Consider the following 15,132-nt stretch of genomic DNA (forward strand, 5'->3'; position numbering starts at 1 on the left):
TTTTAATTATTAAAATCCAACACTTAAACCTAATGTGTAATTTTTAAATTGCGGATATTGACCGAAATCACCACTAGCATTTACAAATTCTGGATCAACACCTTGATATTTTGTAATTGTTAAAAGATTTAAACCTTGAGCATAAACACGAACTGAACGAAGTTTAATTGCATTTAATACTGATTTTGGCAAATCATAACCCACAGTTAAGCTTTTTAATCTAATATATGATCCATCTTCATAGAAACGGTCTGAAATAGCTGTATTTGAAGTATGACTGATACCACCAATATTTAAAGTAGTTCCACCAAAGAATGGTTTTGGAATTGCAGTATATTGGCCCGGTGTAGTCCATCTATTTAAGTTCACAGCGTATTGATTTCTATCAACAGTTGCACCTGATCTTTCAAAGAATGTTCTATCTTGGTTTAATACTAAGTTACCATAGCTAAACTGGAAGAATGCACTTAACGAAATACCCTTGTAATTAAATGTGTTTGTTAGACCACCAGTATACTTAGGATTTAAATCACCAATATAGCTTCTATCTGTTGAAGAGTTTTGAGTATAAGTTATGTTTCCATTCCCATCATACCACATTGCTCTACCATCAGCAGGATTAACACCAGCAGATTTATAAGTGTAAACAGAATTTATTGGTTTACCTACAGCTATAGCAAAGTTACCACCTAATAAAGTCTGTCCATCTAATAATTTAACAATTCTGTTTTTATTAAATGCAATATTTGCATCAGTTTTCCATGAAAAATCTTTAGTTTTTATGTTTTGTGTAGATAGTTCAAACTCATATCCACTATTTCTCATTTCTCCTACGTTTTGATTAATTGTAGCATAACCAGAAGTTAAAGGAAGAGGTTGTCCTAATAATAGGTTAGTATTTGATTTTTTGTAATAACCAATTGTTCCTGCCACATTTCCTTTAAATAAGCTAAATTCCATAGCTAAATCTAAAGTTGTAGCACGTTCCCATGCTAAGAAAGTATTTCCTAACTGTGATGGAGCTAAACCTGCAGCTAGTGAAGATCCAGTTCCAGTAGTTACATATTCACCTGATTTACCATATAATGATTTAGAATCAAAATTACCAATTGCCTGGTTACCAGTAGTACCATAACTTGCTCTTAATTTTAAATCGGTAATAAATTTAACATCTTTAAGGAAGTTTTCTTGTGAAATACGATAAGAAACCGCTCCAGCTGGAAACCAACCAAATACATTATCAGTACCAAATCTTGATGAACCATCATATCTTACAGCTCCAGAAACATAATATTTATTATTATAGTTATAATCAACTTTTGCAAAATAGCCTGCAGTTCTAAAAGTTGTGTACGTTCCTGATGGAGCAAGTGGAGTACTAACTGATGATACTTGAGTAAATTGGTACGAAGGTAGACCTTGACCCGTTGCGTTACTGTAAGTTCTTACTTCACTTCTATAATTAAAACCTAATAAGGCATTAACATTGTGTTTTGCATTGAAAGATTTTACGAAATTTAAAGTTTGGTCAGTCTGAAAATTTGTATTTCTTGTATTACCTGCAGTTGCAGAACCATCAACAGATCTACCATCACCAAATCTTGGGTCATTAAATGTATTTTCAATAATTTCTAAATAGTCAACACCAAAGTTCGATCTGAATGATAAATAATCTGTAAACTTATATTTAGCATTTCCTGCACCTGTAAATTGATTACTTGTACCACGTTGTATATTTCCCTTTGCAATTTGAACAACGTTAAATTGATCATAAGCACCTGGTAGATTTGTATTATAAGTTCCATCTGCATTGTAAATTGCATTTATTGGAGCTTGTAATTGAGCAGTTCTACTAATGTTTGCAAATGCGCCTGCACTAGAAGTTGTATTTTGAGTAATAGTACTTAAACCCATTGAAGTAGAAAAGTCCAATTTATCAGTAGCTGAATGATCCAAATTTACCTTAATGTTACCTCTTGTAAAATCTGTACCTATAACTTGACCTTTTTGTGAGTTATAGCCACCAGAAACATAAAATTTAGTTTTTTCATTACCTCCTCTAGCGTTTAACTCATAATTCTGAGTGAAACCTTTTTGAGAAACAGCACTTAACCAATCATAACTTGGTACATTAGCAACAGAACCATAAGGAGTTACATAAGTATTATAAAAACTATTATATTGAGTTGATGTATATCCATAACGGTTACCATAAGCTTCTAATGCTAAAGTAATGTATTCTGGGCCTGTAAGTAATTTTGGATTAGTAATAAAATCATTGTAACCTACATAGGTATTAAATGTTAATTGGGTTTTACCAGCCTTACCTCTTTTAGTAGTAATGATAACAACACCATTTGCGCCAGATGCACCATAAATAGCAGCTGCCGATGCATCCTTTAATACAGTTAGTGATTCAATATCATCTGGATTTAATGCGCTAAGTGCATTTGCACTTGTAGTAGCACTTGTAAAATCTCCAGCATTTACCTGAATACCATCAACTACATAAAGAGGAGAACTCCCAGCATTAATTGATCCAACCCCTCTTATTCTTACACTCATTGCAGATCCGGGAATACCACTTGACGATGTTACTTGAACACCAGCAAGCTTTCCTTGCATTGCTCTATCTACACTTTGAACAGGTAAGTTTTCAATATCCTTCCCTGAAATTGAAGAAGCTGAACCTGTAATGTCCTTTTTGTTTTGACGGAGACCAAATCCTGTCACAATAACTTCATTAAGTTCAGTATTCGAGGCCAATTTTGCATTAACAACCGAATTCGATCCGATGTTCATTATTACAGTACCCATACCAATGTAAGAGAATTCGATAGTTTTTGCTGTCGAAGGCACTGAAATGGAGTAAGATCCATCTGATCTTGTTTGTACAGCAATAGCTGTCCCAGACACTTTTACAGTTACTGATGGAATAGGCAACCCATCCTCTGCACTTGTAACCTTACCTGTAATGTTTTTGTTTTGCGCAAAAGCTGAACTAATTGTTAGCAATGTCAAAACAAATAATTTAAGTAATTTTTGTTTCATTTACGTTAATTTAAAGTTAAAAAGTTAATTTAATTACTGCAATATACGGCCTTTGTAACTTTCTCGCAACATAGTTGCAACATTTTCTTTACAAACAAATCGTATACATTAATTGTTATAACATGTTTTGTATTCTAAAATGCAACTAAATCGATTTTCTTGATTTCATAAAGTTTTCAACATCTTATTTTTTATTAAACTAAAATTTCGCAACAATTTAAATTCCATTTGTTTTTTAGCTTGGTTTATCATCTGTATTCCTATAGATTTGTTTTGTAAAACAAAGGAATGAAAAACATAACAATAATTGGTTCTGGAACAATGGGAAATGGAATTGCACATACATTTGCGCAATTTGGTTATCAAGTAAATTTAGTTGATGTTAACATTGATGCTCTTGGAAGGGCTATAACTACTATCACCAAGAATTTAGAAAGGCAAATTGCTAAAGGAACTTTAACCGAAGATGCAAAGAACCTAACTTTAGCCAACATTACTACATTTACAGACTTACAAACTGGTGTAGAAAATGCTGATTTAATTGTAGAAGCTGCCACAGAAAATATCAACCTAAAGCTCAAAATATTTAAGGATTTAGATCAATTCGCAAAACCAGATGCAATTTTGGCAAGTAACACTTCTTCTATCTCTATTACACAAATTGCTTCGGTTACTAATCGTGGCGATAAGGTAATAGGTATGCATTTTATGAATCCAGTTCCTGTAATGAAATTGGTGGAAGTAATTAGAGGCTATGCTACAAGTGATGAAACAACCAATTCGGTAATGGAGCTTTCTAAAAAGCTAGCAAAGTCTCCTGTTGAAGTAAATGATTATCCGGGTTTTGTGGCTAATAGAATTTTGATGCCAATGATAAACGAAGCTATTTATACATTATATGAAGGCGTAGCTGGTGTAAGTGAAATCGATACAGTAATGAAATTAGGTATGGCTCATCCAATGGGTCCATTACAATTGGCAGATTTTATTGGATTAGATGTTTGTTTAGCCATCTTAAATGTGTTAAATCAAGGTTTTGGCAATCCTAAATATGCGCCATGTCCTCTTTTGGTAAACATGGTAATGGCTGGTAAAAAAGGAGTAAAATCTGGTGAAGGTTTTTACGATTACACTAATGGAATTAAAGAAGCCATAGTTGCTCCTAAATTTGCTTCAAACCACTAGTAGACTTAAAATCTATCTATTATATTAATCCCTATAAAATGAAGTTCCCTCTAGGGGATTTAGGGGTTAAACCATTATCTTTACCAAATGAACGAAAATCTTGATCCATCTTCTGATAATTTATCTCCAATTGAACGTGATATTGAAAAAGTATTACGCCCTCAAGAATTTGAAGATTTTACAGGACAAGAAAAGATTTTAGAAAACCTTAAAATTTTTGTTAAAGCAGCAAAGTTACGCGGTGAAGCATTAGATCATGTGTTATTACATGGTCCTCCAGGATTAGGTAAAACAACCCTTTCTTATATTATTGCAAATGAGATGGGTGTTAATATAAAAGTAACATCAGGCCCTGTATTAGATAAACCTGGAGATTTAGCAGGATTATTAACAAACCTTGAAACTGGGGATATTCTTTTTATTGATGAAATTCATCGTTTATCACCTTTGGTAGAAGAATATTTATACTCCGCAATGGAAGATTTCAAGATTGATATTATGCTTGAAAGCGGTCCAAATGCTCGTTCCGTACAGATTAGCTTAAATCCTTTTACGTTAGTTGGAGCAACTACGCGTTCGGGTTTATTAACGGCACCATTAAGAGCTCGTTTTGGAATAAATTCTCGTTTGGCCTACTATGATGCTAAAATATTAACTACCATTGTTTTACGCTCATCAGAAATATTAAAAACACCAATTACAGATGAAGGTGCTTACGAAATCGCTCGCCGTAGTCGTGGTACACCTCGTATTGCCAATGCACTTTTGCGTCGTACGCGAGATTTTGCTCAAATAAAAGGCACTGGAAGTATTGATACAGAAATTGCTCGTTATGCTTTAACTGCTTTAAACGTAGACGAACATGGTTTAGATGAAATGGATAACAAAATCTTATTGGCCATTATTGACAAATTTAAAGGTGGCCCGGTAGGATTAAAAACCATTGCAACTGCCGTAGGTGAAGATGACGGAACAATAGAAGAGGTTTATGAACCATTTTTAATCCAAGAAGGCTATTTAATGCGCACAGCCCGTGGACGTGAAGTTACCGAAGCAGCTTATAAACATTTAAATAGAATCAAATTAGGGCAAACAGGAAAATTATTTTAGCCTTAATGCGTTGTGTTATTTCTGAAATATAAGAAATAGATAACCAATAAAATTACGACCACAATTGGTATAATCCACTTCATAGCCTGACCAGCTCCTTTATTATCTGGTTCATTTACAGTTGGCGCAGGACCTGGATTTTCTTTATGGGCTTCGTAATTAGTCTCTATAGGTGGATGTTCTTGATTCGGATCTTTATGATTAGATGTTGTATTTTCCATGACAATAATTATTTAGTTTCGTTTAATAACAAATTAGCCATTAAAAGGTTTTTAAGTCAAAAGCCTATCTTTGTAAATCTATGTATAACAATGCCCAGAAATATAGTCAAATGATTAAAAACGAAGCATTAAGGCTTGGTTTTATGGCTTGTGGAATTGCGAAAGCAGAGTTCTTAGCCGACGAGGCACCTCGGTTAGAATCCTGGTTAAAGAATAACCATCATGGGGAAATGGCTTACATGGAAAATCATTTCGATAAACGTTTAAACCCTAAACTATTAGTAGGTGATGCTAAGTCTGTAGTTTCATTAACCTTGAATTATTTCACAGAAGATAAGCAACTGGATATCAATGCCCCAAAGATTTCTAAATATGCTTACGGTTCTGATTATCATACCGTGATAAAAGATAAGTTAAAAGAGCTTTTAGCCTTTATAAACGATAACATTGGTGAAGTTTCTGGAAGATGTTTTGTAGATTCTGCTCCTGTAATGGATAAAGCTTGGGCACAAAAATCTGGTTTAGGCTGGCGTGGCAAAAACTCAAACTTAATTAGTAAAGATGCTGGTTCTTTTTTCTTTTTAGCAGAGCTGATTATCGATTTAGAATTAGAATATGACAAGCCTTTTGTAGCAGATCATTGCGGTTCTTGTACCCGTTGCATTGATGCATGTCCTACCGACGCAATTATGGATCCTTATGTAGTTGATGGGAGTAAATGTATTTCTTATTTAACAATTGAGTTAAAAAATGAAATTCCGAACGAGTTTAAGAATAAAATGGAAAATTGGGCATTTGGTTGTGATATTTGTCAGGATGTTTGCCCTTGGAATCGTTTTGCAACACCACATCAAGAGCCAGCTTTTATGCCTGCATTAGAACTATTACACCTTAGTAAAACAGAGTTGATTGAAATGACTGATGAAGTTTTTAAGAAAGTATTTAAAGGATCTGCAGTTAAAAGAACAAAATTTACAGGTTTAAAACGAAATATAGATTTTCTACAACAAATATGAAGCAAATATTTATTCTATTTCTAGTCTTAATTTTTTTTCAAAATCTAAATGCACAAGAATTAAAATTGACATATCGCAAAGCTGATGCATTAGGCGGAAAAGCTTTCGCTAATTCCATTATTGACAGCAACTTAAACTTAGCCGATAGAGAAAATATCATTTACAAGGAAATTAAGAGTGGTAATATTCCTGATTTTTTGAGAAAATTAAAAAGAATATCGTACAGCTCAAAAATAAATAATCTGGAGTATTCAATAGACTTTTTTGTGCTACCAGATTATATGGCAATTGGAAGTGATGAAGATTATATCTATATACCAATGACACCAGTTTTGGCTCAACGAGTTGCTTCTCTATTAAAATGCAGTTTACCGACTCGTAAAATGGTGGATTTAATTTATCAAAATGCAACAATAAAACTTGAGCCTCAACCTATTCCTCCTACTAAAGCAATGACTACTGTTCCTATCTTTATAACACATAATGAAATAGTTAGAACGCAGCTGAAACCTTATTTGACTCAGCATAATGGTAGCGAATTAACTGCCGGGAATAAAAAAGATATTGTTATTAGCAATAAAATATATACAGAAAAAACTCCAAAAGTAGTAATTTATGGCTGGCATAAATTAGATGGAAAAGCGATACAACCACTTTATAATAAACATACTAACATGTGGGCTGATTATAGTCACGGTATTCGATTAATTCAAAATAAAGTATGGGTTAACGGTAAAAAAACTACACTAGCTAAAGTTTTGGTAGATTCTATTTTAAATCAATTATTAAGTGATGAGGGTATAATTGCAAAATCGTACTATCCAATTACAGAATACTCGGATAATTAATTTCTTTCTTTAAAATTTGCCACGTTAAATAGTTGTACTGCAAAATTTTAAATAAACGGGATTGTAGCGAAAATCCTTTGTGTTGTAGATAATCGACAAGGTCAGTACAACAAATACACAAAAAGATTGTAGCAAAAAAGCCCGACTAACGTTAATCGGGCTTCTTTATTTGCTTTTCTAATTTTTTACCACAAAAGTATTATCACTTCTGTTTTTATCTGGCACATGATCGCTTTTCATCACCACTTTACTAATTTGTTTGTTAGTTTTAATAGATGACACAAATGTCTTATTCTCTTTTTCCCAAACACCAATGGTGTGATGTACTTTTTCAATCGAGTTATCGCTATAAGTAATTGTTAAATCTATTGGTAAAGGTTTATTACTCTTGTTTTCGATTTCAATATCATACCCACCATTGGTTTTATTGACAGATTTAATGGCCATATCGGTAACACCTTCTTCAAAAAACCAACGTTTCCAAAACCAATCCATATTTTCACCAGCACCAGTATTCATGCTATAAAAGAAATCGTAAGGCATAGGATGTTTGCCATTCCAATTAGAAATATAGTTATGTAATGCTTTAGTAAAGAGCTCATCACCCAAATAATCTTTAACAAAAAGATAACCAAAACCGGGTTTAGGATAAGAGTTTGTAAACGATCCTGAGCCTTTTAATTCTGTTGTCAACGTTACAATTGGACTATCATCTTTAGTACCCGAAGAATTTCCAGTAGGTGCCACACCATAATCATCAACAATTGTACTATCAATCATTGGTGAAATTAGCCACTCGCCTATTGTTGCCCAACCTTCATCCATCCAACCGTATTTTGTTTCATTTATACCCATATAAAATGGAAACATGGTATGAAAAATTTCATGATCGGTTAGTGTAATTGCATCAAATTTATTTTGAGTAGGATTATCATTTACCATCATTGGATATTCCATTTGGTCTAAACCATCGAAAACAGTTTCGTGGCTGTATGGAAAAGGCCATTTTGGAAAAACATAACTCATTGCATGAACTGTTTTACGAGCAAAATCAATCACCTCATAATAATCTTTATGTTTTTGATTAAAAACAGCGTCAACTCTTGTTCTACGACCTGTTTTTGGATCTACTACTAAACTATTTGATTTCCATAAATAATGATTACTAGTTGCAAAAGCAAAATCAACCACATTTTTAGCGTCGAACCTAAATGTGTTAAAAGGTTTTTGAGCAGTTACTTTATTTTTTGCTAATTCAGCGCTATCTATTACATCTACAGTTTGATCACTTTTATTTGCTAATTGATATTTTTTGTAAATGTTCTTTGCAAATACTTCTGCACCATTTGATAAATCGCCTGTTGCCCAAACTGCATAATTTATTGGAACTGTAATTGCAGCTTTAAAATTGCAAAAATCGTTATAGAACTCTTCTGCACCACTATATGGTATTTTATTCCAGCCATCAACATCATCATAAACGGCAATTCGAGGAAAGAAATAAGCGATAAAATGTGCGCCTTCATCTACTTGACCAGTTCTTTGATGAGAACCTTTATTTAAAATATAGTTGTATTCAATTTTAAAATTCATTGTTTTACCAGGTGCCAATGCAGGAACTTTTGTATGCATATTTGTACCATCAATTACTAAAGTTGATGTATCTTTAGGTTGATTGTTTAACAAAATACTTGTAATCTTAACTCCCTCACCTAAATCGCGTTCATTTAATTTAGATTTTCTTGGAACTCCTTTTTTATAGAGGTTTGGATACAGTTTAAACCAAATTTCCTCCAAAACATTTGGACTATTATTGGTATATTGAATCTCTACTGTTCCTTTTATTAATCGTGTTTCTGGGTTAAAATCTATTTTGAGATCATAATTAGCCGTGTTTTGCCAATATTTTGATCCTGGCGCTCCACTTACATCACGAGTTCCATTTTGGTAAGCTTGTTGAAAAACTGGCGCTATTGGAAGTTGAGCTTTTGCATATAAACTCACTAAGAATAGAATGCTGAATAATTTTATTTTCATATTATATTGTGAATATTATTTACCAAATTTCATTTTTAACTGCTCAAGCATATCATTATTAATTGGTTGGGCAGGCTTTTCCTTTTGTTGAGGTTTTGCAATTGTAGGTTCAGTTTTTGGTGCTTGCGACTGTCTTTCTGCTTTTTGCGCTTCTTTCTTTTTATTCCACCTCAACCAAATCTCTTCTAATTTCTTTTTTGTGTATAAAGGGAAGTCACCTTGTTTCATCCAAGCATAGTAACTTGGTTCTGCATCAAAAACCTGCTCAACTGTTTTCCCTTTATGTTTACCAAAATTAATCGTCTCCTCTCCTTTTTCATTGTAAACCATTCTACCAGCAAAATCTACTACTTTATTCATGTTGGTAAAATTGTGTAATAAGTCTACATCATTTTGCACAGGTTTTGATTTATTTCCTTGTTTATCTTCAAATTCAACATCTTGATATTTATCGAGTTGCGCTAATAAGACTTCGTAAGTCGCTTTTATATCAGCTTCTGCAGAGTGCGCATTAATAATGTCTTTTTCGCAATAAAATTTATAGGCAGCTTTTAATGTACGTTGTTCCATTTGATGGAAAATATTTTGAACATCAACAAATTTCCGATCACTCATGTCAAAGTCAACACCAACTCTTAAAAATTCTTCTAGCAACATTGGTATATCGAATTTATTGGAGTTATATCCAGCTAAATCAGCATCAGCAATAAATGCTGCAATTTCTTTTGCAACTGCTCCGAACGTCGGCTCATTCTTAATATCCTCATCATAAATACCATGTATCAATGAAGTAACTAATGGAATTGGCATTTCTGGATTAATTCGTTTTGTTAAAATAACTTCCGATCCATCAGGCATTGCCTTTAATATAGCAATTTCTACAATTCGATCTACACCAATGTTTATTCCTGTGGCTTCTAAATCGAAAAAGGCTAAAGGACGTTTTAAATTTAATTTCATTTTATCTAGATAATGAGGTATTGCTTTTAAGCAAAAGTTTCTTTTCCAAAAATGCTAAAAAGGTTTGGTTAGTTCTGTACTATTCAGCTAAAATTTTAGTTGAAATTATTTCATATTGTTAATTAGTAGAATTAAATTGCTATAAATTAATTAGCCTCTTTATGAAGAAAATTTTAGCTGTAATCTGCTTTTGTTCTCTATTCTTATCTACTCAAGCTCAAGACTTTAACTTTGGAGCAATTACGCATGATGATTATGAATTTAATAAAAAAACTTTAGATAGTAATGCCAATGCTGTGGTTTTAAGGGAATTTGGAACAGCAACATTACAACTTGACGATGCCACAGGACGACTTTTGTTAATGTTTAATTACCACGTAAAAATTAAAATTTACAATAAGGAAGGTTTTAATCAAGCTAACATTGTTATTCCTACTTATAAAGATGATAGCAGAGAAGAGTTAATTAAAAATCTTAAAGCTTCTACTTTTAATTATGTAGATGGAAAATTTGTTGAAACTGTTATGGATAAGAAAGCGGTTTTTACTGAAAATAGATCCAAATACACTTCATTAACTAAATTTACATTACCAAATATTAAAGATGGTTCTATTATAGAATATAGTTATCTTTTGCAATCTCCAAACTACTTTAATTTTAAAACATGGGAATTTCAATCCGATATTCCTAAAGTAAGTAGTGAATATATAGCCTACATACCTGGAAATTATAATTATAATGTAACACTTCGTGGATTTAATAAATTAAATGAGCAAAAGGCCGAATTAAGTAAAGAATGTTTACGTTTAAACGGAGTGACTATTGATTGTTCGAAAATGACTTATAATATGAAAAATGTACCTGCTTTTTTGGAAGAAGATTACATGACAGCTGCTAGTAATTTTAAGTCGGCAATTTATTTTGAGCTTTCCGATATGCAAATGACAAATGGTAGCAAACAAAGTTTTACCAAGGCTTGGAAAGATGTTGATTACGAATTAACATCTGATAAGAATTTTGGCTCACACATGAAGCGAAAAGATGTATTTAAGGATTTATTGCCATCTATTTTAAAGAATACGACAGATGAATTGAGTAAAGCCCAAGCAATTTACAACTATATCAAGAAACAGATAAAATGGAATAGTTACTATGGAAAATATAGTGAGGAAAATATAAAAAATGTTCTTGAAAATAGATCTGGCAATGCTGCTGGCATAAATTTAAGTTTAATTGCTGCTCTTTCAGCTGCAGATTTAGATGCAGAAGCCGTAATTATATCTACACGAGATAATGGAAATGTAAACAAATTATATCCTATTATAAGCGATTTTAACTATGTAGTTGCTAAAGTTAATATTGGAGAAAAAAGTTATTTATTAGATGCGACAGAACCTTTATTACCTTTTGGATTATTACCCCTACGTTGTATAAATGATCAAGGTAGAGTAATTAATCTTAAAAAACCATCTTATTGGATTGATTTAAAAGCTGCTCAGAAAAGTGTTACGAATTATGCATTAAATGGAAAATTAAATTCTGATGGAAAAATTAAAGGAACCATCACCACTACTACTCTTGGTTATGCTGCTTTCAACAAACGAAAAGAAATTAAAAAATATAATTCTACAGATGAATATGTCGAGAAACTAGATGAAGGACTTGCAAAATTAAGTATCTTAAAACAAGAAATCTTAAATATTGACAGTGTAGACAAACCACTTATAGAGACCTACGAAGTTGAATTTGCAGCTCATGATGGATCAAATCAAAACCAACTCTATATTAATCCTTTCTTTATTAATCGTATTTCAAAAAATCCTTTTAATTTAAATGAAAGAACATATCCGGTAGATTTAGGTGCTGCATCTGATGAGCGAATTTCAATAACAATTAGCCTTCCAGAAAACTATGTAGTACAAGAAAAACCTAAAGATATGGGCTTAGCTTTACCATCAGCCGGAGGTAGATATTTATTACAAACTAATTTAACAGATAATAATCTAGTACTAAACCAAGTTTTGCAATTTAACAAAGCGATTTATGCTCCAGAAGAATACCTTTATCTCAAAGAGTTCTATAGCAAGATCATTCAAAATCAAAAAACAGATTTATTCTTAAAAAAAGCCAATTAATGAAAGTTTTATTTCTGTTTTTTATTTTCGTTTTAAGTTTTCATACAGGGTTTGCTCAAGACAACTATGATGCAGAATTGATACCTGCAACATTGCGAAATAGAGCAAATGCAACGATCCGAAATGAAGAAACCGTTGTAGATATGCGTTCTCCTGATAATGTGATGTATTCGGTAAAGCAAGCTATTACAGTTTTAAATAAAAATGGCGAAAACAGTGCTCGTTTAGTCCTCTTCTATGATAAAAATACTTCGATTAAAAGCATCAAAGGTGAAATTTATAACGAAGTAGGTAAATTGGCGGGCAAATTTTCACAAAATGATTTTAAGGATGAAAGTGCTGTACAAGACTTCTCGTTGTTTGAAGATAGTCGAGTAAAACACTATTTACCTGCTGTTAATACGTATCCATATACCATAGTTTATACCTATGAAATGCGTTACAAGCAAAATCTAATTATCCCAGATTGGACACCAAAACCTGCTAATGATGTTTCGGTAGAGAAAAGTAGCTATACATTTATTTGTAAGCCAACTGATCAGTTTCGCATTAAAACTCAAAATTTAGCTAATAAGGCTATCGAAACTGTAACTGATAAGCAGAAAACTTTGGTATGGACGGTAAATAATCTGGCTGGTGTAAAACCTGAACCCTATAGCCCTGACAGAGAAAACTACCAAACTAGTGTTAAGATTGCACCTCAAAATTTTAGCTATTTCAATTATAAAGGCGATTACACGAATTGGCAAGAATTAGGTAAATGGGAATATGATAATTTGTTAAAAAATCGTAAAACACTATTATCCACTACTACACAAACCATTAGAGATTTAGTTAAAAACGAGACAACAGATAAAGAAAAAGCTAGAAAAATATATCAATACCTGCAAAATAAAACACGTTATATTAGTGTACAAATAGGCATTGGTGGTTTTCAACCTGTTACTGCTGCAGATGTAGATCGTTTAGGTTATGGCGATTGTAAAGCGTTAGTTAATTATATGCAAAGTCTTTTAGATGTTGCTGGTATCGAATCATATTATTGCATTGTACAAGCCGGAAGTCAGAAAAAGAGTTTAGATCCAACGTATGCGAGTATGAATCAAGGAAATCATGTTATTTTATGCATGCCACTTAAAGGCGATACAACCTGGCTAGAGTGCACCAGTCAGAAAATTCCATTCGGTTTTTTAAGTGACTTTACAGATGATAGATATGTATTGGCTTGCACAGCTGATGGGGGCAAATTATTACGTACACCAAAATTAACTACGTCAAAAAATCTTCAAGTTAGCAGAGCGGATTTAAGTATAGATAAAGAGGGAAATGTAACTGGAAATTTGAAAACCATGTTTTCTGGTGCACAATATGATAACCATGAACAGATTATTGATAAATCTTTAACAGAACAACAAAAACTATTAAAAGAGGCATATGATATTGACAATATCAATTTCGACAAAATTGAGTATAATCAAAAGAAAGATATTGAACCTGAACTCACAGAAAATTTAACTTTAAACATTAGAAATTACGGGTCTATAAATAATGGAAAAATGTTTCTTTTATTAAATGCATTTAATATTAAAGCCACTATACCTGATTCAAAAAATAGAACTTTGCCAGTTTATATAAATCGAGGATATACAGATATAGATAGCATTACGTACACTTTACCGGAAAATGTAATTCCTTTTATTGAGCCAAACAATAAAGAAATTTCTAATGAATTTGGTTCCTATATTTCAAGAACCAGGTTAGAAGGGAATAAATTAACTTACTATAGAAAATTTGTTATGAATGATGGCACATTTCCAGCAGAAAGTTATACAGCATTTTTTAAGTTTATATCCGATGTGAACACTGCAGATCACTTAAAATTGGTATTTAGCTTAAAAAAATAATGCCAAGACCAATTCCGATAACCATTATTAAATACATTAGAATTTCTGTCGTAGCAAAACGTTTGTATTTCGTCCAGAAAGAATAATCGTGTTTAGGAGAAGCCATAAGAATGCTTAATATTTCGGGATAAAAGTAGTCAATTAACAAGTAATTGTGCAAAAAATAAGTTGTGGCCTTAAGGTTTATAATCTCCGTGAACTATATTTTTTACTAAATCTTCTAATTCGATATTGGTAAACTCTTTTTCAAAAAATGATCGCATATTATTTTTCACAATCAAAGTAGATGGTAATGCGCCAGACCATTTTTTATCCACATTACTTATAAAAGTTTGTTGATTGGGTTCATTAATTACATAAACTTCTGATTTTAGTTTATGTTTTTTAACAAATGGTATAACGGCGGAGTTAAGCTTAGATTTAAAATCCATACTAAGCAGAATTACTTTTACAGGCTTTTTGAAATATTCTGTTTTTAAATTTTCAAAGTGTGGTAATTCTTTAACACAAGGCCCGCACCATGTTGCCCAAAAATTTACTACATACGTTGTATCTTTTCCTTTGGTAAATCTTTGTTGTAATTCGTTTAATGATATTAATTTAACCTGTGCATTTACAGAAAAAGTTAATGTTAACAAAAATAAAATCACCAGATATTTCTTCAC

General features: G+C 32.2%; 11 protein-coding genes. 6 read left to right on the plus strand and 5 right to left on the minus strand.

Going from position 1 to position 15,132, the window contains the following annotated elements:
* Positions 1 to 9 precede the first annotated feature (9 nt).
* Complete coding sequence (locus HQN85_RS04190) at positions 10 to 3,051, minus strand: SusC/RagA family TonB-linked outer membrane protein (protein ID WP_173269108.1); 3,042 nt, start codon at positions 3,049 to 3,051, stop codon at positions 10 to 12.
* 288 nt (positions 3,052 to 3,339) lie between these two features.
* Between HQN85_RS04190 and HQN85_RS04195 the strand changes: the two genes are divergently transcribed.
* Together HQN85_RS04195 and ruvB are read left to right on the plus strand one after the other, a co-directional pair.
* Positions 3,340 to 4,236: a 3-hydroxybutyryl-CoA dehydrogenase gene (locus HQN85_RS04195; RefSeq protein ID WP_173269109.1), complete on the plus strand. Its 897-nt coding sequence runs from the start codon at positions 3,340 to 3,342 to the stop codon at positions 4,234 to 4,236.
* Positions 4,237 to 4,323: 87 nt separating this feature from the next.
* Positions 4,324 to 5,346 carry a Holliday junction branch migration DNA helicase RuvB gene (gene ruvB / locus HQN85_RS04200; RefSeq protein ID WP_173269110.1) on the plus strand — a complete coding sequence of 341 codons (1,023 nt, stop codon included), beginning with the start codon at positions 4,324 to 4,326 and terminating at the stop codon, positions 5,344 to 5,346.
* A 2-nt stretch (positions 5,347 to 5,348) separates the two neighbouring features.
* Here ruvB and HQN85_RS04205 read toward each other — a convergent pair whose 3' ends face one another.
* Positions 5,349 to 5,567, minus strand: a complete 219-nt coding sequence (locus tag HQN85_RS04205; protein WP_173269111.1) for a hypothetical protein — start codon at positions 5,565 to 5,567, stop codon at positions 5,349 to 5,351.
* An 80-nt stretch (positions 5,568 to 5,647) separates the two neighbouring features.
* Between HQN85_RS04205 and queG the strand changes: the two genes are divergently transcribed.
* Together queG and HQN85_RS04215 are read left to right on the plus strand one after the other, a co-directional pair.
* Positions 5,648 to 6,583: a tRNA epoxyqueuosine(34) reductase QueG gene (queG, locus tag HQN85_RS04210; protein ID WP_173269113.1), complete on the plus strand. Its 936-nt coding sequence runs from the start codon at positions 5,648 to 5,650 to the stop codon at positions 6,581 to 6,583.
* Complete coding sequence (locus tag HQN85_RS04215) at positions 6,580 to 7,431, plus strand: hypothetical protein (protein WP_173269116.1); 852 nt, start codon at positions 6,580 to 6,582, stop codon at positions 7,429 to 7,431. The genes queG and HQN85_RS04215 overlap by 4 nt, the downstream gene beginning before the upstream one ends.
* Before the next feature lie 177 nt (positions 7,432 to 7,608).
* Here HQN85_RS04215 and HQN85_RS04220 read toward each other — a convergent pair whose 3' ends face one another.
* Positions 7,609 to 9,468 (minus strand): M1 family metallopeptidase, encoded by a 1,860-nt coding sequence (locus HQN85_RS04220; protein ID WP_173269118.1) that lies wholly within the window; start codon positions 9,466 to 9,468, stop codon positions 7,609 to 7,611.
* 15 nt (positions 9,469 to 9,483) lie between these two features.
* Positions 9,484 to 10,428 (minus strand): 3'-5' exonuclease, encoded by a 945-nt coding sequence (locus tag HQN85_RS04225; protein WP_173269120.1) that lies wholly within the window; start codon positions 10,426 to 10,428, stop codon positions 9,484 to 9,486.
* 161 nt (positions 10,429 to 10,589) lie between these two features.
* On the opposite strand from HQN85_RS04225, the gene HQN85_RS04230 reads away from it, so the two are divergent.
* Together HQN85_RS04230 and HQN85_RS04235 are read left to right on the plus strand one after the other, a co-directional pair.
* A complete protein-coding gene (locus HQN85_RS04230) occupies positions 10,590 to 12,563 on the plus strand; it encodes a transglutaminase domain-containing protein (protein WP_173269122.1) in 1,974 nt (657 codons plus the stop codon).
* Positions 12,563 to 14,467, plus strand: coding sequence for a DUF3857 domain-containing protein (locus HQN85_RS04235; RefSeq protein ID WP_173269124.1), 1,905 nt, complete (start codon positions 12,563 to 12,565; stop codon positions 14,465 to 14,467). The genes HQN85_RS04230 and HQN85_RS04235 overlap by 1 nt, the downstream gene beginning before the upstream one ends.
* Positions 14,468 to 14,643: 176 nt before the next feature.
* Here HQN85_RS04235 and HQN85_RS04240 read toward each other — a convergent pair whose 3' ends face one another.
* A complete protein-coding gene (locus HQN85_RS04240) occupies positions 14,644 to 15,132 on the minus strand; it encodes a TlpA disulfide reductase family protein (protein WP_317170022.1) in 489 nt (162 codons plus the stop codon).

This window comes from Pedobacter boryungensis (assembly GCF_013204825.1).
Lineage (GTDB): Bacteria > Bacteroidota > Bacteroidia > Sphingobacteriales > Sphingobacteriaceae > Pedobacter > Pedobacter boryungensis.